Origin of the sequence: Streptomyces sp. CB01201 (assembly GCF_002803085.1) — a bacterium.
Classification (GTDB): domain Bacteria; phylum Actinomycetota; class Actinomycetes; order Streptomycetales; family Streptomycetaceae; genus Streptomyces; species Streptomyces hundungensis.
Window position 1 is genome coordinate 43949 of record NZ_NNBJ01000014.1, and the last position, 18352, is coordinate 62300.

20 protein-coding genes are annotated in these 18352 nt (G+C 71.5%); 13 read left to right on the forward strand and 7 right to left on the reverse strand.

Features of this window, described 5'->3' with window-relative positions; all coding sequences use genetic code 11:
• The first annotated feature begins 118 nt into the window (after positions 1-118).
• Positions 119-1423, forward strand: a complete 1305-nt coding sequence (gene rfbH, locus CG740_RS27160; RefSeq protein WP_100577913.1) for a lipopolysaccharide biosynthesis protein RfbH — start codon at positions 119-121, stop codon at positions 1421-1423.
• A 14-nt stretch (positions 1424-1437) separates the two neighbouring features.
• On the opposite strand, the gene CG740_RS27165 is transcribed toward rfbH, so the two are convergent.
• The gene (locus tag CG740_RS27165) at positions 1438-2256 is read right to left on the reverse strand and encodes an AfsR/SARP family transcriptional regulator (RefSeq protein ID WP_100577914.1); all 819 of its coding nucleotides are present in this window, start codon (positions 2254-2256) and stop codon (positions 1438-1440) included.
• Between the two features lie 265 nt (positions 2257-2521).
• Here CG740_RS27165 and CG740_RS41135 point away from each other — a divergent pair, with 265 nt between their 5' ends.
• The gene (locus CG740_RS41135; protein ID WP_100577915.1) at positions 2522-2701 is read left to right on the forward strand and encodes a hypothetical protein; all 180 of its coding nucleotides are present in this window, start codon (positions 2522-2524) and stop codon (positions 2699-2701) included.
• Entirely contained in the window at positions 2698-4965 is a 2268-nt protein-coding gene (locus CG740_RS27175; RefSeq protein ID WP_234376512.1) for a TOMM precursor leader peptide-binding protein, read from the forward strand. Before CG740_RS41135 ends, CG740_RS27175 begins: the two co-directional genes overlap by 4 nt.
• A 101-nt stretch (positions 4966-5066) precedes the next feature.
• Here the strand turns inward: CG740_RS27175 and ndgR are convergent, their stop codons facing one another.
• Positions 5067-5783, reverse strand: coding sequence for an IclR family transcriptional regulator NdgR (gene ndgR / locus CG740_RS27180; RefSeq protein WP_053644579.1), 717 nt, complete (start codon positions 5781-5783; stop codon positions 5067-5069).
• A 172-nt stretch (positions 5784-5955) separates the two neighbouring features.
• On the opposite strand from ndgR, the gene leuC reads away from it, so the two are divergent.
• The 4 genes from leuC (at position 5956) to CG740_RS27200 (ending at position 9250) form a co-directional block, all read left to right on the forward strand.
• Positions 5956-7380 (forward strand): 3-isopropylmalate dehydratase large subunit, encoded by a 1425-nt coding sequence (leuC, locus tag CG740_RS27185; protein ID WP_100577916.1) that lies wholly within the window; start codon positions 5956-5958, stop codon positions 7378-7380.
• A gap of 5 nt (positions 7381-7385) precedes the next feature.
• Entirely contained in the window at positions 7386-7979 is a 594-nt protein-coding gene (leuD, locus tag CG740_RS27190; RefSeq protein ID WP_100577917.1) for a 3-isopropylmalate dehydratase small subunit, read from the forward strand.
• A 239-nt stretch (positions 7980-8218) separates the two neighbouring features.
• Positions 8219-8446: a hypothetical protein gene (locus tag CG740_RS27195; RefSeq protein ID WP_100577918.1), complete on the forward strand. Its 228-nt coding sequence runs from the start codon at positions 8219-8221 to the stop codon at positions 8444-8446.
• A gap of 144 nt (positions 8447-8590) precedes the next feature.
• Positions 8591-9250, forward strand: coding sequence for an HU family DNA-binding protein (locus tag CG740_RS27200; protein ID WP_100577919.1), 660 nt, complete (start codon positions 8591-8593; stop codon positions 9248-9250).
• 113 nt (positions 9251-9363) lie between these two features.
• On the opposite strand, the gene CG740_RS27205 is transcribed toward CG740_RS27200, so the two are convergent.
• Both CG740_RS27205 and cofC read right to left on the reverse strand, forming a co-directional pair.
• Entirely contained in the window at positions 9364-9567 is a 204-nt protein-coding gene (locus CG740_RS27205; RefSeq protein WP_100577920.1) for a hypothetical protein, read from the reverse strand.
• Between the two features lie 5 nt (positions 9568-9572).
• The gene (gene cofC / locus CG740_RS27210) at positions 9573-10199 is read right to left on the reverse strand and encodes a 2-phospho-L-lactate guanylyltransferase (protein ID WP_100577921.1); all 627 of its coding nucleotides are present in this window, start codon (positions 10197-10199) and stop codon (positions 9573-9575) included.
• A 247-nt stretch (positions 10200-10446) separates the two neighbouring features.
• Between cofC and CG740_RS27215 the strand changes: the two genes are divergently transcribed.
• Genes CG740_RS27215 through CG740_RS27225 form a run of 3 tightly spaced genes read left to right on the forward strand, consistent with a single transcriptional unit; the run spans position 10447 to position 13426 of the window.
• On the forward strand, positions 10447-11199 hold the full coding sequence (locus CG740_RS27215) for a lysophospholipid acyltransferase family protein (RefSeq protein ID WP_100577922.1): 753 nt from the start codon (positions 10447-10449) through the stop codon (positions 11197-11199).
• Positions 11196-12209, forward strand: a complete 1014-nt coding sequence (locus CG740_RS27220; protein WP_100577923.1) for an NAD(P)H-dependent glycerol-3-phosphate dehydrogenase — start codon at positions 11196-11198, stop codon at positions 12207-12209. Before CG740_RS27215 ends, CG740_RS27220 begins: the two co-directional genes overlap by 4 nt.
• A gap of 59 nt (positions 12210-12268) precedes the next feature.
• On the forward strand, positions 12269-13426 hold the full coding sequence (locus CG740_RS27225) for a D-alanine--D-alanine ligase family protein (RefSeq protein WP_100577924.1): 1158 nt from the start codon (positions 12269-12271) through the stop codon (positions 13424-13426).
• Here the strand turns inward: CG740_RS27225 and CG740_RS27230 are convergent.
• Positions 13423-13893, reverse strand: coding sequence for a DUF3515 domain-containing protein (locus CG740_RS27230; RefSeq protein WP_100577925.1), 471 nt, complete (start codon positions 13891-13893; stop codon positions 13423-13425). The genes CG740_RS27225 and CG740_RS27230 overlap by 4 nt on opposite strands.
• Positions 13894-13913: 20 nt before the next feature.
• On the reverse strand, positions 13914-14147 hold the full coding sequence (locus tag CG740_RS27235; RefSeq protein ID WP_100577926.1) for an Lrp/AsnC family transcriptional regulator: 234 nt from the start codon (positions 14145-14147) through the stop codon (positions 13914-13916).
• Positions 14148-14371: 224 nt separating this feature from the next.
• Here CG740_RS27235 and CG740_RS27240 point away from each other — a divergent pair, with 224 nt between their 5' ends.
• Together CG740_RS27240 and thiD are read left to right on the forward strand one after the other, a co-directional pair.
• On the forward strand, positions 14372-15337 hold the full coding sequence (locus CG740_RS27240; RefSeq protein ID WP_100577927.1) for a thiamine-phosphate kinase: 966 nt from the start codon (positions 14372-14374) through the stop codon (positions 15335-15337).
• Positions 15334-16134, forward strand: a complete 801-nt coding sequence (thiD, locus tag CG740_RS27245) for a bifunctional hydroxymethylpyrimidine kinase/phosphomethylpyrimidine kinase (RefSeq protein WP_100577928.1) — start codon at positions 15334-15336, stop codon at positions 16132-16134. The genes CG740_RS27240 and thiD overlap by 4 nt, the downstream gene beginning before the upstream one ends.
• A gap of 134 nt (positions 16135-16268) precedes the next feature.
• Here the strand turns inward: thiD and rpmB are convergent, their stop codons facing one another.
• Positions 16269-16454 (reverse strand): 50S ribosomal protein L28, encoded by a 186-nt coding sequence (gene rpmB, locus CG740_RS27250; protein ID WP_003951095.1) that lies wholly within the window; start codon positions 16452-16454, stop codon positions 16269-16271.
• A 278-nt stretch (positions 16455-16732) separates the two neighbouring features.
• Between rpmB and CG740_RS27255 the strand changes: the two genes are divergently transcribed.
• On the forward strand, positions 16733-18340 hold the full coding sequence (locus CG740_RS27255; protein WP_100577929.1) for a DAK2 domain-containing protein: 1608 nt from the start codon (positions 16733-16735) through the stop codon (positions 18338-18340).
• Positions 18341-18352 lie beyond the last annotated feature (12 nt).

Below are 18352 nucleotides of genomic sequence, written 5' to 3' on the forward strand. Positions count from 1 at the left end.
ATCAGGTCGAAAACCCCTGGACGCCCGCTGGAGCAGGCTCTTTCCGCGCGGACTCCATGGCTCCTGGACCGAGCGGCGCGAGCATGGCCCGGAGGCAATCCTTTGAGGAGGGACGGCTATGACGTCGGACGCCAAGGCCCTGGTCCTGGAGCAGGTTCGCGAGTACCACCGCCAGCAGCAGCCGGAGCACTTCGTGCCGGGAGTGACACCGATCCTCTCCTCGGGTGCGGTCCTGGACGAGGAGGACCGGATCGCGCTGGTGGAGGCCGCGCTGGAGCTGCGGATCGCGGCCGGGGCGTACGCCCGGCGTTTTGAGAGCAGGTTCGCCCGCCATATCGGCGTACGCAAGGCGCATCTGGTCAACTCCGGCTCCTCGGCGAACCTGTTGGCGCTCTCGGCGCTGACCTCGCCCCGGCTCGGCGAGCAGCGGCTGCGCCCGGGCGACGAGGTGATCACCGTGGCCGGCGGCTTCCCCACGACGGTGAACCCGATCATCCAGAACGGTCTCACGCCCGTCTTCGTCGACCTCGAACTCGGCACCTACAACACGACGGCGGAGCGCGTCCGGGCGGCGATCTCGGACCGGACCAGGGCCATCATGATCGCGCACACCCTCGGCAACCCCTACGAGGCGGCGGAGATCCAGCAACTGGCCACCGACCACGAGCTGTTCCTGGTCGAGGACAACTGCGACGCCGTCGGCTCGACCTATCAGGGGCGGATGACGGGAACCTTCGGGGACCTGGCCACCGTCAGCTTCTATCCGGCCCACCACATCACGACGGGCGAGGGCGGCTGTGTCCTGACCAAGAACCTCGAACTGGCCCGGATCGTCGAGTCGTTCCGGGACTGGGGCCGCGACTGCTGGTGCGAGCCGGGCGAGGACAACACCTGCCTCAAGCGGTTCGACTACCAGCTCGGCGATCTCCCCAAGGGCTACGACCACAAGTACATCTTCTCGCACATCGGCTACAACCTGAAGGCGACCGACCTCCAAGGGGCCCTGGCGCTCAGCCAGTTGAAGAAGCTCCCGGCGTTCGGCGAGGCCCGGCGGCGCAACTGGCAGCGGCTGCGCGACGGCCTCGCCGACGTCCCGGGCCTTCTGCTGCCGAGCGCGACGCCGGGCAGCGACCCGAGCTGGTTCGGCTTCGTCATCACGGTGCTGCCCGACGCCACCTACACCCGCCGCGACCTGATCGCCTTCCTGGAGGACCGGCGCATCGGCACACGCCGGCTGTTCGGCGGCAACCTCACCCGCCACCCGGCGTACCTCGACACCCCGCACCGGGTCTCGGGAGACCTCCGCAACTGCGACATCATCACCGAGCAGAGCTTCTGGATCGGGGTGTATCCGGGCATCACCGAGGAGATGACCGACTACATGCGGGAGTCCATCGTCGAGTTCGTCGCCAAGAACGGCTGAGCCGCCCGGACCCGTCAGCCGATCATCCGGTCCAGCAACGCGTCCTCCCCGCAGCCGGGCACGTCCAGCCACGGCTCCGCCGCGAGCACCGCCTGCTGTAGGCGCTGCAACCGCGGCGACGGCGAGAGCCCCAGTTCCTCCGCCAGCCGGCGGCGCAGCATCTGGTAGACGTCGAGCGCCTGCCAGGAGCGGCCCGCCCGGTACAGCGCCGTCATGCACTGGGCGTGCAGGCCCTCGTGCAGCGGATGGCGTCCGGTGAGTTCGATCAGCTCGGCCAGGAGTTCCGCGTGGCGCCCCAGCCGCAGATCCGCTTCGAGACACCGCTCCAGCACACCGAGCCTGCTCTCCTCAAGACGGGCCACCTCGATGCTCAGAACAGGCCCTATCCGCACGTCCACCAGCGCGGATCCGCGCCACAACGACAGCGCCTCACGGAAGTGGGCGGACGCCTCCTCCTGCCGGTCCTCGGCGGTGGCGAGCCGCCCCGCGGCGACCAGCCGTTCGTACCGCGGCACATCGACGGCGTTCGGCGGCGCCTGCCAGGAGTAGCCGCCGTACTGGGTGACGAGGACGTCCTTGGCGGACACGCCCGCGTCGGTGCCGTAGGCGGCGGTGAGCTGCCTGCGCAGCTGGAGGATGTACGTATGCAGGGTGGCCAGCGCGCTCTGGGGCGGTTCGTTTCCCCAGATCTCCTCCATCAGGGTCGCCACGGGCATGACGCGATTGGCGTGGATCGCGAGCAGGGCGAGGATCTGGCGCGGTTTCGCCGCGGTCGGCACGATCGATCGGCCCCGCACCTCGGCCGTCAGCGGTCCCAGCAACCAAATGTCCATGTCTCTCCCCCATGTGGTTGGTCGGTGGAGCACCGCGAAGAGCTCCTTGCCAGGCAGTCTTGCTGGCTGCTTCCCGTCTCAACCAGTACTGAGGGCCCGGCCACGCATATGCGGAACGTGTGCGCAAGATGTGTGTTTCTCATATAGGTACCGCGCCGAACGCACTGGTAGCGGCCCGGCGCGACCGAAAGGATGGCGGCAGCGCGCCGCACCCCGGCCGGGATGGGGCACGCCGCCACGACATCGACAGGGAAAGGGAGCACACATGTCACCGATCACACCTCTGCCGAACATCGACGCGCCGGCCGCGGGGCTCACCGACGACCTCGTGATCACCGAATTCGGCCCCGAATCCGCCGAGTTCGCCGACAGCCGCATCTGCATCTGCTGGATGCCGGCGGCCGCTCCGAGGTCCGCCGCGGACGGCTGCCGTCTGCCCCGGTGAACCGTCCGCCCCCGGGCGACCGGCTCCCGCGGCTGGGATTCGCCCCGCATCTGCGGGTCGAATCGGTGCCGGGGGAGGCCGTGTTCCTGATGACCGAGGAGCGGGTGACCACGCTCGGCGGCGAACAGGTCGCCCTGCTGGCCCCCCTGCTCGACGGCAGTCGTGATCTGCCCCGTATCGTCGCCGACGCGGCGCCCGGACTGTCGGCCGAAAGCACCGAACGGCTCGTGGCCAGGCTGCTGGACGCGGGCCTGTTGTACGCCTATCCGCCGGGCGGATCCGCCGGCCCCGAGCGGACCTACTGGACGCTGACCGGCCTGGAGGCGCGGCCCGGCGGTGGCGGGGGCGCGCGGGTGGCCCCGGTCGACCTCACCGAGGACGCCGGAAGCACGCTGTGCGCGGCCGTGTCGGCGGCGGGGCTGCGCACCGCCGCCGCGGGCGAGCCGGCCGATCTGGCGCTGGTGCTGTGCCACGACTATCTCGATCCACGGCTGAGCGCGCTGGACGCGGAACACCGTGCCGCGGGCCGCAGTTGGCTGCCGGTGCGAGCGAGCGGCACCCACCTGTGGATCGGCCCGTTCTTCTCCCCCGGAGACGGCCCGTGCTGGCGCTGTGTCGCGGATCGGCTCCGGTTGCGCCGGCGCGGCGAGGCCTACGTCCAGCACCGGCTCGGGCACAGCGGCCCGGCCGCGCATCGGCCGTCGTATCTTCCGGCGGGGCGCGCGGCGGCTCTGCAACTGGCCCTGCTGGAGGCCGGAAAGTGGCTCGCCGGCCATCGGGATGCCGACCAGGGCAGCCTGTGGCGGCTGGACACCCGCACCCTGGAGAGCAGCCGCCATCCCGTACGGCGCCGCCCCCAGTGCCCCCGGTGCGGCGACCCCCTGCTCGTACGCGACCGGGTGTCGGCCCCGGTCGTGCTGTCCCCCCGGCCGGTGCGCGACACCGGGGGAGGGGGTCAGCGGACGGTCGGTCCGGACCGGGTGCTGGCACGGTACGGCCACCTCGTGGACCCCGTCACCGGTCTGGTCGGCGAGATCCGCCGGGATCCGCGGGGACCGGAGTTCCTCAACTGCTTCCACGCGGGCGCTCAGCCGCCCTGGGACCCCTCGCTGCCCCCGCCCCCGCTGCACACCCCGCTGCGCAGCCCCGGTTCGGGCAAGGGGGTCACCGAACTGCACGCCAGGGTGAGCGCGTTGGCCGAGGCCCTGGAGCGGTACAGCGGATACTTCCAGGGCGACGAGCCGCGGCGGCGGGGCAGTTACCGAGAGCTCGCACCGCTGGCCGTTCACCCCGACACCGTCCAGCTCTTCGACCGGCGGCAGTTCGAGGACCGGGACGCCTGGAACCGCACGCACGGGCCCTTCCACCAGGTGCCGGAGATCTTCGACGAGGACGCCCCGCTCGACTGGACGCCCGTCTGGTCACTGACCGAGCAGCGGCAGCGGCTGGTGCCCACGAGTCTGCTCTACTACAACGCCCCGGACGCGGGCACCCGGTACTGCCGGGCCACCTCCAACGGAGCCGCCGCGGGGACCAGTCTGGAGGACGCGGTCGTACACGGCTGTCTGGAACTGGTCGAGCGGGACGCGGTGGCCCTGTGGTGGTACAACCGCACGCGCCAGCCTGGGGTGGTCCTCGACCCGCGGGATCCGTGGCTCGCGCGGACGCGGGCCGGCCTCAAGGGCATGGGCAGGTCGGTGTGGGCCCTCGACCTCACGTCCGATCTGGGGATTCCCGTCGTGGCCGCCGTCTCGGCCCGCATCGGGAAGCCCGCCGAGGACATCGTGCTCGGCTTCGGCGCCCACTTCGACGCACGGGTCGCCCTGCGCCGGGCGCTGACCGAACTCCATCAGATGCTCCCGCCGCTGGCCCGGGAACCCGTTGACGGAGGGTCCGCCTACACCGGCACCGACCGCGAGGCCCTGCGCTGGTTCCGGCACGCCACCACCGCCAATCAGCCCTATCTGCTGCCGGCCGCCCGCCGGTCCTCCCGGCCGCCCGCGGCTCTGCGGCCGCCCGCCGACGCGGCGGCCCAGGCCGGGGCGCTGGTCGCGCTACTGCGCCGGCACGGGCTCGACGTACTGGTGCTCGACCAGACCCGCCCCGACGTCGAGATGCCCGTCGCCAAGGTGCTGGTCCCCGGGCTGCGCCCGATCTGGGCGAGGTTCGGACCGGGCCGGCTCTTCGAGGTGCCGGTCGCGCTCGGCCGGCTGCCCCGGCCGACGGACCCGGCCGATCTCAATCCTCTTCCGCTGCATCTGTGACGGGCCGAAGGGCTCCCGCCGGCCCTGGACCGGGCCCCGGACACGCCTCCGGCCCACCGCTGCGGCGTTGAAGCGGTGGGCCGGAAGGGGACGTGGGGGACTCAGCCGTTGCGGCGCAGGGCTTCGGACAGGCGGGCCGCGGCGTCGATGATGGCCTGGGCATGCATCCGGCCCGGGTGCCGGGTCAGGCGCTCGATGGGGCCGGAGACCGAGACCGCGGCCACCACCCGGTTCGACGGGCCGCGCACCGGCGCGGACACCGAGGCCACACCCGGCTCGCGCTCGCCGATGGACTGGGCCCAGCCCCTGCGGCGCACCCCGGAGAGGGCCGTCGCCGTGAAGCGGGCGCCCTGGAGGCCGCGGTGCAGGCGCTCCGGCTCCTCCCAGGCCATCAGGATCTGCGCGGAGGACCCGGCCTTCATGGTCAGCGTGGAGCCGACCGGCACGGTGTCGCGCAGGCCCGAGAGGCGCTCGGCGGCCGCCACGCAGATCCGCATGTCGCCCTGGCGGCGATAGAGCTGCGCGCTCTCGCCCGTGACGTCGCGCAGATGCGTCAGGACCGGGCCGGCCGTGGCCAGCAGGCGGTCCTCGCCGGCCGCCGCGGCGAGCTCGGCGAGACGCGGGCCGAGGATGAAACGGCCCTGCATGTCCCGGGCCACCATCCGGTGGTGTTCCAGTGCCACGGCCAGTCGGTGTGCCGTGGGTCGTGCGAGCCCTGTGGCCGCGACCAGACCTGCGAGGGTGGCCGGACCGGACTCCAGAGCGCTCAGGACAAGGGCAGCCTTGTCCAGAACGCCTACGCCGCTAGAGTTGTCCATGCAACGATATTCGCGTCTCACTCTGTGAAACGCAAGTTCAATTTTCTCCGGAAGTCGTCAAGCTGTACTGGCGATCCGTACAACGGAACGCGGCCCTCGTCCGGGGCGTGCGCACGGGCGGGGCAATGGGTCTCTAGAAGTGCCGGCGAAGCCGCCGGCCGGAGGGAAGGCGATGGGTAGGACACTCGCGGAGAAGGTCTGGGACGACCATGTCGTCAGGCGAGTCGAGGGCGAGCCGGACCTGCTCTTCATCGATCTTCACCTGCTGCACGAGGTGACCAGCCCGCAGGCCTTCGACGGACTGCGCAAGAACGGCCGCCCGGTGCGGCGCCTCGACCTCACCATCGCCACCGAGGACCACAACACCCCCACCCTCGACATCGACAAGCCGATCGCGGACCCGGTCTCCCGGGTCCAGCTGGAGACGCTGCGCAAGAACTGCGCCGAGTTCGGTGTGCGGCTGCACCCGCTCGGCGATGTCGAGCAGGGCGTCGTCCACGTGGTGGGACCGCAGCTGGGCCTGACCCAGCCGGGCACCACCGTGGTCTGCGGCGACTCGCACACCTCCACCCACGGCGCTTTCGGCGCGCTGGCGTTCGGCATCGGCACCAGCCAGGTCGAGCACGTCCTGGCCACCCAGACGCTGCCGCTGGCCCCCTTCAGGACGATGGCCATCACCGTCGACGGCGAACTGCCCGAGGGCGTCACCGCCAAGGACCTGATCCTCGCCATCATCGCCAGGATCGGCACCGGCGGCGGCCAGGGCTACGTCCTGGAGTACCGCGGCTCCGCCATCGAGAAGCTGTCGATGGAAGCCCGCATGACCATCTGCAACATGTCCATCGAGGCCGGTGCCCGCGCGGGCATGATCGCCCCGGACCGAACCACGTTCGACTACCTGGAAGGGCGCGCCCACGCTCCCCAGGGCGAGGACTGGGACGCGGCGGTCGCGTACTGGAAGACCCTCAAGTCCGACGAGGACGCGGTCTTCGACGCCGAGGTCGTCATCAAGGCCGACGAGCTGGCCCCGTTCGTGACCTGGGGCACCAACCCCGGCCAGGGCGCGCCCCTGTCGGCCAACGTCCCCGACCCGGCTTCGTACGAGGACGCTTCGGAGCGCCTGGCCGCCGAAAAGGCCCTGGAATACATGGGGTTGACCGCGGGACAGCCGCTGCGCGACATCAACGTCGACACCGTCTTCGTAGGTTCGTGCACCAACGGCCGCATCGAGGACCTGCGCAACGCCGCGGCCGTCATCGAGGGCCGCAAAGTCGCCGACGGCGTACGGATGCTGGTCGTCCCCGGCTCGGTCCGGGTCGCCCTGCAAGCCATCGACGAGGGCCTGGACAAGGTGTTCACGGCCGCCGGAGCCGAATGGCGGCACGCGGGCTGCTCGATGTGCCTCGGCATGAACCCGGACCAGCTGGCCCCCGGCGAGCGCTCCGCGTCCACCTCCAACCGCAACTTCGAGGGCAGGCAGGGCAAGGGCGGCCGCACCCACCTGGTTTCGCCCCAGGTCGCCGCCGCGACCGCGGTTCTCGGCCATCTGGGCTCGCCCGCCGACCTGTCCGACGCCCGTACCCCCGTGGAGGCCTGAGAACCATGGAAGCTTTCACCACGCACACCGGCCGGGCCGTTCCGCTGCGCCGCTCCAACGTCGACACCGACCAGATCATCCCGGCCCACTGGCTGAAGAAGGTCACCAGGGACGGCTTCGAGGACGGACTCTTCGAGGCCTGGCGCAAGGACCCCGAGTTCGTCCTGAACAAGCCCGAGCGCAAGGGCGCCACGGTTTTGGTGGCCGGCCCCGACTTCGGCACCGGCTCCTCCCGCGAGCACGCGGTGTGGGCGCTCCAGAACTTCGGCTTCAAAACCGTGATCTCGTCCCGCTTCGCCGACATCTTCCGCGGCAACTCGCTGAAGAACGGGCTGCTCACCGTAGTTCTCGACCAGAAAGTCGTGGACGCGCTGTGGGAGCTGACCGAGCGCGATCCCCACGCCGAAATCACCGTTGACCTGGAGGATCGCCAAGTTCGCGCGGAAGGCGTCACCGCCGACTTCGAACTCGACGAGAACGCCCGCTGGCGGCTCCTGAACGGCCTGGACGACATCTCCATCACGCTCCAGAACGAGCCGGACATCGCCGCCTACGAGGCCCGTCGCCCCGCCCACAAGCCGAGCACGATCCAGGCCTGAACCGCCTATTGACCCCCCTTCGGCTGCATCGCGCCCCCTGATTTCCGGATTGATTTCCGGGCAGGGGGCGCGTCGCGTTTTGGGCTCCGGGGGTGACGTCAACTAGCCTTGTGCGCAGGGCAGATGGCCGGATAGTCGCTTGCGCGACCGCGGGGGCGTACGGACGTCCCCGAGTCGCCGGATTCGCTCAGTTGCCCCCGCCGGAGGTGACAACTCGCCTCAGATGGCACAATCGACGCATGGAACGCGACAGCCAACTCAAGCTCTACGGGCTGGTCGCGGACCAACTGAAAGAAGCGCACACAAGGGTGCGCGAACTGCAAGTCCCGGAGGGCGTACGGATGGCGCTGTCCCGGAAGCTGCTGGTCATAACAGCGGCTGCCAAACACGATCTCGCCGATGCGGCAAGGCGTCTGGACCGGTTGTTGAAGGACCTCGACGAGGGCCGATTCCCCGAAGGCGACTGAGCCGTAAGGAACTAGGCGAGAGCCGACTTCGTTGCGGCACTAGGGTGATTAGCCCGTTTCGTGTTTGATTTGCGGTATATATCTGCCTAACGTGCGAAAAGGCCTGGACACTTTCGCTCAGGCAATGTCTCCGAAGGGGAAGACGTGAACAAGGCGCAGCTCGTAGAAGCGATTGCCGACAAGGTCGGCGGCCGTCAGCAGGCCGCGGACGCGGTGGACGCGGTGCTGGACGCGGTCGTCCGCGCAGTCGTCGCCGGGGACCGCGTCTCGGTCACCGGTTTCGGCTCGTTCGAGAAGGTCGACCGCCCGGCCCGTTACGCCCGCAACCCGCAGACGGGTGAGCGCGTCCGGGTCAAGAAGACCTCGGTTCCGCGCTTCCGCGCGGGCCAGGGCTTCAAGGACCTCGTCGCGGGCTCGAAGAAGCTCCCGAAGAACGACGTGGCCGTCAAGAAGGCCCCCAAGGGCAGCCTCTCGGGCGGTACTTCCACCCGGACGACCGTCAAGAAGGCCGCGGCCAAGAAGGCCACGACCGCCAAGAAGGCGACCGCCAAGAAGACCGCGGCGGTGAAGAAGACCGCTGCCGCGAAGACCACGGCGGCGAAGAAGACCACCGCCAAGAAGGCGACCGCCAAGAAGACGACGGCGACCGCCAAGAAGGCCGCGCCGGCGAAGACCGCGACCGCCAAGAAGGCCACCGCGAAGAAGACCGCGCCGGCCAAGAAGACCGTCGCGAAGAAGGCGCCCGCGAAGAAGACCACGGCGCGCAAGACCACTGCCAAGAAGGCGACCGCTCGCAAGAAGTAGTCACCAGCGGCAAGGCTCATGCGCCGGGCCGGGCTCCCCTCGGGGAGACCCGGCCCGCGGCCGTTTCCGGCCAAGTCGCCGTGCGGCCGCCCCTCGGGGCCCGCCGCGCGGGTTCAGAACGTCTGCAACGTCACCAGCGTGATGCGCAGCTCCGCACCCGAGCCCTCGGTCTCGATACGGACCCGCTGCCCGGCCCGCAACAGCCGCAGCCCGCCCGCGTCGAAGGCCGGCGCCCCGAAGTCCACCGGGGTGCCGTCGTCGAGCAGCACACTGCCGCTGCGGGTCTCGGAGTCGTACGTGTACGCGGTCGCCTGCATACCGGTCAGCCTAGGGCCTTCACGGGGTCGAGGGCGCCCAGGAGGGCCGTGGTGGACGGGCCCACGCCCAGGGCGAGGGCGGTGCGCAGATCGGCGCCGGTGTCCACGTCCCGGCGTACCGTGTCCACGTCCGCGAGCAGGATTTCGATGGCGCCCGATGCCGAATGGGCCGTTCGTGAGGGGCCGCCGAAAAACGGGTCCAAATCCTTGCCGGGAAGCGCCGAAAGGAAAGTCGTGCCGATTCCGGCCGCGTCCGCGAGAAATGCCCGCGGAAATGCCCCGGCCGCGGCGAGCACCCGGCCCAGTTCGGCGGGGCGCAGCGCGGGCAGGTCCGCGTTGAGGGCGGCCACGGGGAGCGCCGCCCGGCGCGCGCGTACCCGGTGCGCGCCGTGCGCGAGGGCCGCGTTGAGGCCGGCGCCGGGGGAGTCGGGCACGACGCGGGCGCCGAGAGCGGCCAGTTCGGCCCCGGCCAGGCGGTCGTCCGTGACGACCGCCACATCGCGCACCGCCGGGCAGGCGAGGGCGGCCGTCACGGTGTCGCGCGCGAACGCCAGGGCGAGCCGCGGCCGCAACTCGTCGCCGACGGCGGCCGCGAGCCTGCTCTTGGCCAGGGCCAAGGGCTTGAGGGGTATGACGAGGGACCAGCGGGCAGCTGTGGCGGTGTTCGTGGCGTCCCCTCCGTCCGGACGCCGCCCCGCGTCGGCCGGGCGGCGGCGGCTTCATTGTCACCCGCCCGGACGGCCGCCGTGCGGACCGGGGCGTACGGTGTTCTCGACAGACCAGGGGCCTGGGGCGACACTTGCCCCCAGCAGCAACCCAGCGTCCGTTCCCCCGGGTCCCGCAGCGGCCCGGCCGGGGTCCACAGAGGAAGGTGTCCGAGTGTCCCGCCGCAGAATCGGCTTCTGGTACCGCCTGGCGGCGGTCATCGCAAAACCGCCGCTGGTCGTTCTGTTCAAGCGGGACTGGCGGGGAATGGACAACATTCCGGCCGAGGGCGGATTCATCACCGCCATCAATCACAACTCGTATCTGGACATGTTCTCGTACGGGCATTTCCAATACAACACCGGACGGGTGCCCCGATTTCTGGCGAAGGCCGCCCTTTTCAAGGCGCCCGGCGTGGGGATCCTGCTGCGCGGGACGGGCCAGATTCCCGTCTACCGCGAGTCCACCAACGCGGTCGGCGCCTTCCGGGCCGCCGTGGACGCCGTGGAACGCGGTGAATGCGTGGCCTTCTACCCCGAGGGCACTCTCACCCGCGACCCCGGCCAGTGGCCGATGACCGCGAAGACCGGTGTCGCGCGGGCCGCCATGCTGACGCGGGCACCCGTCATCCCGGTCGCCCAGTGGGGCGCCAACCTCGCGATGCCGCCGTACGCCAAGGAGAAGAAGGTCCGCTTCTTCCCGCGCAAGACCCTCCAGGTGAAGGCCGGTCCGCCCGTCGACCTCGACCGGTACTACGACAAGGAGCCGACGCCCGACGTCCTCAAGGAGGTCACCGAGGTCATCATGGCCGCGATCACCTCCCTGCTTGAGGAGTTGCGGGGCGAGCAGGCCCCGGAGAAACCGTACGATCTGCGCGAAGTCCGCGCACGGCAGCGCCGCGAGGCCGCCGGGGAGGGCTCCAAGTGACACACGGCACCACCAAGGCAGCGGTGTTCGGGACCGGTTCGTGGGGCACGGCGTTCGCCATGGTCCTCGCCGACGCGGGCTGCGAGGTGACCCTGTGGGCCCGCCGCCCCGACCTCGTCGAAGCGGTCAACTCCACCCGCACCAACCCGGACTACCTGCCCGGCATCGAACTCCCCGCGTCCGTACGGGCCACCACCGACCCCGCCGAGGCCGCGGCCGGCGCCGACTTCACGGTCCTCGCCGTGCCCTCGCAGACGCTCCGCGACAACCTCGCCGCGTGGGCGCCGCTGCTGGCCCCCGACACCGTGCTCGTCTCCCTGATGAAGGGCGTCGAACTCGGCACCGCCAAGCGGATGAGCGAGGTCGTCGCCGAGGTCGCCAAGGTCTCCGAGGACCGCGTCGCCGTGGTCACCGGGCCCAACCTGGCCAAGGAGATCGCCAAGCGGATGCCGGCCGCGGCCGTCGTGGCCTGCCGCGACGAAGCCGTCGCTCAACGCCTCCAGGCCGCCTGCCACACCCCGTACTTCCGCCCGTACACCAACACCGACGTGGTCGGCTGCGAACTGGGCGGCGCCGTCAAGAACGTCATCGGGCTCGCCGTCGGCATCGCCGACGGGATGGGGCTCGGCGACAACGCCAAGGGCTCGCTCATCACCCGCGGCCTCGCCGAAACCACCCGGCTCGGCCTCGCGATGGGCGCCGACCCGCTGACGTTCTCCGGACTCGCGGGCCTCGGTGACCTCGTCGCCACCTGCTCCTCGCCGCTCTCGCGCAACCACACCTTCGGCACCAACCTCGGCCGGGGCATGACCCTCCAGGAGACCATCGCGGTCACCAAGCAGACCGCCGAGGGCGTCAAGTCCTGCGAATCCGTACTGGATCTGGCCCGCCGGCACGGGGTGGACATGCCCATCACGGAGACCGTCGTCGGCATCGTCCACGAGGGCAAGCCGCCGGTCGTCGCGCTCAAGGAGCTCATGTCCCGCAGCGCCAAGGCCGAGCGGCGCTGACCGCGCCGGGCCCCCGCGGCCGTGGATCCGACGCTCCGAACGGGTACCCTCAACGCGATATGAGCAGCGAGAACCTCCCCCAGAGCCCTGAGAAGCAGTCCCGCAAGCCGCGGGTGGCCGTGGTGTTCGGCGGCCGCAGTTCGGAACACGGCATCTCGGTCGTGACCGCCGGCGCGGTGCTGCGCGCCATCGACCGGACGAAGTACGACGTGCTGCCCATCGGCATCACGACGGACGGCCGCTGGGCGCTCACCGCCGACGAACCGGAGCGGATGGCGATCACCGACCGGCGCACCCCCAGCGTCGAGGAGCTCGCCGAATCCCCCGAGGGCGGCGTGGTCCTGCCCGTGGACCCGGGCAACCGCGAAGTCGTCTACAGCGAGCCCGGATCGGTTCCCAAGGCGCTCGGCGAGGTCGACGTCGTCTTCCCGATGCTGCACGGCCCCTACGGCGAGGACGGCACCCTTCAGGGCCTCCTGGAACTGTCCGGCATCCCGTACGTCGGCGCGGGTGTGCTCGCCTCGGCCGTCGGCCAGGACAAGGAGTACATGAAGCGCGTCTTCACCTCCTTCGGGCTGCCCGTCGGGCCCTACCTCGTGGTGCGTCCGCGCGAGTGGGAGCAGGACGAGAAGGGCGCCCGCCAGCGCATCGCGGACTTCGCGGGTGAGCACGGCTGGCCGCTGTTCATCAAGCCCTCCCGGGCCGGCTCCTCGTTCGGCATCACCAAGGTCGACTCCTTCGAGGGGCTGGACGAGGCCATCACCGAGGCCCGCCGCCACGACCCCAAGTTCCTGGTCGAATCGCTGCTGCGGGGCCGCGAGATCGAGTGCGGCGTCCTGGAGTTCGAGGACGGGCCGCGGGCGAGCGTGCCGGCCGAGATCCCGCCGGTGACCGCGCACGACTTCTACGACTTCGAGGCCAAGTACATCGACTCGGCGGCCGGGATCGTGCCCGCGCCGATCGGCGAGGAGGCCACCGCCGAGGTGCAGCGCCTGGCCGTGGAGGCCTTCGAGGCCGCGTCCTGCGAGGGCCTGGTCCGCGCGGACTTCTTCCTTCAGGACAACGGCGAGTTCGTCATCAACGAGATCAACACCATGCCCGGCTTCACGCCGATCTCGATGTACCCGCGGATGTGGCAGGAGAGCGGCGTCGAGTACGCGGACCTGGTCGACAAGCTCATCCAGGCGGCCCTGCGCCGGCCGACGGGACTGCGCTAGAGGCTCTTGGTGGTCTTGACGACGGGGGCGCCGAACGCCTGGAGCACGGACGCGTCGTGCGCGTACCGCGCCCCCGTCAGCAGCTCGATGTAGGGCTCACGGTAAGCGCTGACGAACCGGGGACCCTCGGGGCGCGGGAACACGACCCACCAGACCCCCTCCACCTGAACACCGTTGGACTTGGGGTCGTTCATATCGTCACCCCGCGGGATCCCGCAGCGCAGTACGATCTCCGCGTCCCCGTCCCCCCATCGGGCCGTCAGTGGCGAGTCCGGGGTGGGGTCGTGCCGCTTCTGGCCGGCGACGGTGTCGGGCAGGAGCCTGTCCAGCGCCTCGCACGCCCGCGCCTCCTGCGCGGGGGGCGAGGGAACCGCCACCTTCGCGGTGGCGTCGGACGAAGAACAGCCCGCGACCGCCAGGAGGGCGGCCACGGGCAGGATGAGAAGCGGCCGGCGAGAGAAAGTCACCGGCCCAGGGTATGCGGGGGCTACAGATGGACGACCGGGCAGGTCAGGGTTCTGGTGATGCCGTCCACCTGCTGGACCTTGGCGACCACCATGCGGCCCAGCTCGTCGACCGTCTCGGCCTGGGCCCGCACGATCACGTCGTAGGGTCCGGTCACGTCTTCGGCCTGGATGACCCCCGGGAGCTTTGCGATGGCCTCGGCGACGGTCGACGCCTTGCCCACCTCGGTCTGAATGAGGATGTACGCCTGTACCACGGAACCTCCAGGGCGGCCACGAGGATCATGTGGGGGAGAGAAAGAGACGCCACGGTACCGCGTCGCCCCGGGCGACGGGGAGACCCGCGCGAGCGGCCGCTCATGCCGAGCAGCGAGAGCGGCCCTGAAGTTGACGTATGTGTTGACGGTACCCATGCACGTGACCGCTCGCGACCGCAAGCGCACGGGGGCAGAAGAGGTACGACGATGAGAGGTGGGACACGGTGAAAGGCACTGTGGGCGAGTTGGGGGAGTTCGGGCTCATCAGGGAGCTGACCTCGCGGCTCACCACCACCCCCGCGGTCCGGCTGGGGCCGGGCGACGACGCCGCGGTCGTGACCGCACCCGACCGCAGGGTGGTCGCCAGCACGGACATCCTCCTTGAGGGGCGGCACTTCCGCCGCGACTGGTCGACCGCGTACGACGTGGGCCGCAAGGCCGCCGCGCAGAACTTGGCCGACATCGCCGCCATGGGCGCGGTGCCGACCGCGGTGCTGCTCGGCCTGGTGGTGCCGGCCGAGCTGCCGGTGACCTGGCCCACCGAGCTGATGGACGGCATCCGCGACGAGTGCCAGGTCGCGGGCGCGGCCGTGGTCGGCGGCGACGTGGTGCGCGGGGACACCATCACGGTCGCCATCACCGCGCTCGGCGACCTGCGCGGCCACGAGCCGGTGACCCGGGCCGGCGCGCAGCCCGGCGACGTCGTCGCCGTCACGGGCTGGCTCGGCTGGTCCGCGGCGGGCTACGCGGTGCTCTCCCGCGGCTTCCGCTCGCCCCGCGCCTTCGTCGAGGCCCACCGCCGCCCCGAGCCCCCGTACCACGCGGGTCCCGCCGCGGCCGGGCTCGGCGCCACCGCCATGACCGACGTCAGCGACGGCCTGGTCGCCGACCTGGGGCACATCGCCGAGTCCAGCAAGGTCCGCATCGACCTGCGGTCCGGGCTCATCGACATTCCGACGCAGATGAGCGACATCGGGCAGGCCGTCGGCGTGGACCCGCTCCAGTGGGTGCTCACCGGCGGCGAGGACCACGCGATCGTCGCGACGTTCCCGCCGGACGTGAAGCTGCCCGCCCGCTGGAAGGTCATCGGCGAGGTCCTCAACCCGTCCGCGCTGCCCACGGTCACCGTGGACGGCGCCCCCTGGACCAGCAAGGGCGGCTGGGACCACTTCGGGGACGATCCCGAATGATCCTGCGCACTCCCCGCATCCCCCGTGTGCTGACCGTCGCCGGATCCGACTCCGGCGGCGGCGCGGGCATCCAGGCCGACCTCAAGACGATGCTGGCGCTCGGTGTGCACGGCATGAGCGTGCTCACCGCCGTCACCGCGCAGAACTCGCTGGGCGTCCAGGGCGCCTGGGACCTTCCGGTGGAGGCGGTGCGGGCCCAGTACCGGGCCGTCGTCGACGACATCGGCGTCCAGGCCGTGAAGACCGGGATGCTGTCCTCGGCGGTCCTCGTGGAGGCGGTCGCCGAGCTGCTGGCCGGCACCGGCGCCCCCGTCGTCGTGGACCCCGTGGGCGTCTCCAAGCACGGCGACCCGCTGCTCGCGGCCGAGGCGCTCGACTCCGTACGCAGCAAGCTGCTGCCCACCGCGACCGTCGCCACCCCCAACCTGGACGAGGTGGCGCAGCTCACCGGTGTCCAGGTCGAGGACGAGGACGGAATGCGGCGGGCGGCCGACGCGATCTTGGAGTTCGGACCGCGCTGGGCGCTGATCAAGGGCGGCCACTTCCCCGGTGACGCGCTCGACCTGCTCAGCGACGGCACCGAGGAGCACTGGCTGCGGTCCCCGCGCCTGGACAACCGGCACACCCACGGCACCGGCTGCACGCTCGCCTCCGCCATGGCCTCGGGCCTGGCCAAGGGCCTCGCGGTCCCGGAGGCGGTCCGGGCGGCCAAGGAGTACGTCACGGGCGCGATAGCCGCGGGGTTCGCGCTCGGCGCGGGCATAGGACCCGTGGACCACGGCTGGCGCCTGCGGTAGGGGAGGCGTGCGTGCCCGGGTGGGCCCCGGGTACGCACGCCGCCGCGGTCCGGCGCACGGCAAAAAGCCGGCCCACCGAGGTGGACCGGCTTTTCAAGGCAACCGCAGGGGCTGCGCTACGACAGACGTCGCAATTAGCGCGAGACCTTGCCGGCCTTGATGCACGAGGTGCAGACGTTGAGCCGCTTCGGCGTCCGACCGACCACGGCACGCACACGCTGGATGTTCGGGTTCCAGCGACGAGACGTACGGCGGTGCGAGTGCGAAATGTTGTTGCCGAAGCTCGGCCCCTTGCCGCAGACGTCGCAGTTGGCAGCCACGGGTCACTCCAAAAGCTTCAGATGCATTAAATGCACTTACAGTGAATCCGGCGCACCGGAATCAGAGATCTGAAGTGGCTTGCCGGGGGAATTGGCCCGACTCTCGCCGGGCAACCGAAGCAGCATACAACGCCTGCTCCTGAGATACGAAACTACCACGGTCCCGGCCGCCCCCGCCCCGGCCCCCGGCCGCACCGGGTCTACCCTGCGCTCAGAGCCTGTGTCCGCACCCCGACACGGGCTCTCATCCGCTCCCCGCCCACAAGGAGGACCACCAGGTGCCGCAGACCCTCGATGCCGTCGCGGTACGCGGCTGGTGCGCGCTGGCGCTCGACGCACTGGGCCGGGACCGCGAGGCGATCGACGCGATCAACGTGTATCCGGTCGCGGACGGGGACACCGGCACCAACCTCTATCTGACGATGGAGTCCGCGGCCCAGGCCGTCGAGGCCGTCTTCGCCGCCTACCCCGAGCCGCCCGTGTACGCCGGCGTCCCGCCCACCGCCGATGTCGTACGGGCCATGGCGCACGGCGCCCTGCTCGGCGCCCGCGGCAACTCCGGCACGATCCTCGCCCAGCTCCTGCGGGGCATGGCCGAGGTCGTCGCGGCGGGCGAGGGCGATCTGGCCCTGGCCCTCGACCGGGCCGCGTCCGCCGCCTACCAGGCGGTCGCCCACCCCGTCGAGGGCACCGTCCTCACCGTGGCCGCCGCCGCCGCGAAGGCCGCCGCGGGCGCGAACGGCACCCCGGCGGCGGTGGCGCAGGCCGCCTACGCGGGCGCCCGCGACGCCCTGGACGCCACGCCTTCCCAGCTGGCCGCCCTCGGCCGCGCGGGCGTGGTGGACGCGGGCGGGCGCGGTCTGGTCACGATGCTGGGCGCCCTCGTCCAGGCGCTCTCCGGCGAGGCCCCCGTGGTGCGCCGGGAGGCGCCGGTGCCGGTGCCCGTCGACGACTGCCCGGCCGAGGCGGCCGGGGCCGGGCCCGCCTTCGAGGTGATCTACCTCCTGGAGGCCGACGACGCGGCCGTGGACCGGCTGCGCGCCCGGCTCGACCGGCTCGGCGAATCCCTGGTGGTCGTCGGCGGCGACGGCCTGTGGAACGTCCATGTGCACGTCGACGACGCGGGCGCCGCCGTCGAGGCCGGAGTGGAGGCGGGCCGGCCCCACCGGATCCGCATCACGCACTTCGAGCAGCCGACCCCGGTCGAACCGCCCCGCGAACAGGTCCAGCGGGCCGTCGTCGCCGTCGTACCCGGCGAGGGTCTTGCCGGGCTGTGCTCCGAGGCCGGCGCGACGACCGTGCTCGCCCGGCCGGGCGAGGCCCCGGCGAGCGGCGAACTCGTGGAGGCGATCCGGCGCGCGCACGCCCGCGAGGTCGTGCTCCTGCCGAACGACGCCGAGCTGCGCCACACGGCCGCGGCCGCCGTCGAGCAGGCCCGCGCCGAGGGCATCCGGGTCGCGCTCATCCCGACCCGGGCCGCCGTCCAGGGCATTGCGGCGCTCGCCGTGCACGCCCCCGAGCGGCGCTTCGACGAGGACGTCGTCGCGATGACGTCGGCGGCCGGCGCGACCCGGCACGCCGAACTCGCCGTCGCGGAGCGGCAGTCGTGGACGATGGCCGGCGTCTGCCAGGCCGGGGACGTGCTCGGCCTCATCGACGGGGACGTGGTCGTCATCGGCCAGGACCTCGCCGGTACCGCCCGTACCGTGCTCGACCGGATGCTGGCGGCGGGCGGCGAGCTGGTCACCCTCGTGCTGTCCGCGGACGCCCCGCCGGACCTGGCCGCACAGCTCGAATCGCATGTCGGCAAGGCCCACTTGGCGGTCGACACCGTGGTGTACGAGGGCGGCCGCCAAGGGGTCCCGCTGCTGATCGGCGTGGAGTAGCACCCCGCTCGC

Bases quoted from the DNA above. Each gene is read 5' to 3' on its own strand.
- rfbH (WP_100577913.1), top strand. From the start codon at position 119: ATGACGTCGGACGCCAAGGCCCTGGTCCTGGAGCAGGTTCGCGAGTAC.
- leuD (WP_100577917.1), top strand. From the start codon at position 7,386: ATGGAAGCTTTCACCACGCACACCGGCCGGGCCGTTCCGCTGCGCCGC.
- ndgR (WP_053644579.1), bottom strand. From the start codon at position 5,783: ATGGACAACTCTAGCGGCGTAGGCGTTCTGGACAAGGCTGCCCTTGTC.
- CG740_RS27225 (WP_100577924.1), top strand. From the start codon at position 12,269: ATGAGCAGCGAGAACCTCCCCCAGAGCCCTGAGAAGCAGTCCCGCAAG.
- leuC (WP_100577916.1), top strand. From the start codon at position 5,956: ATGGGTAGGACACTCGCGGAGAAGGTCTGGGACGACCATGTCGTCAGG.
- CG740_RS27205 (WP_100577920.1), bottom strand. From the start codon at position 9,567: ATGCAGGCGACCGCGTACACGTACGACTCCGAGACCCGCAGCGGCAGT.
- thiD (WP_100577928.1), top strand. From the start codon at position 15,334: ATGATCCTGCGCACTCCCCGCATCCCCCGTGTGCTGACCGTCGCCGGA.
- CG740_RS41135 (WP_100577915.1), top strand. From the start codon at position 2,522: ATGTCACCGATCACACCTCTGCCGAACATCGACGCGCCGGCCGCGGGG.
- CG740_RS27195 (WP_100577918.1), top strand. From the start codon at position 8,219: ATGGAACGCGACAGCCAACTCAAGCTCTACGGGCTGGTCGCGGACCAA.
- CG740_RS27165 (WP_100577914.1), bottom strand. From the start codon at position 2,256: ATGGACATTTGGTTGCTGGGACCGCTGACGGCCGAGGTGCGGGGCCGA.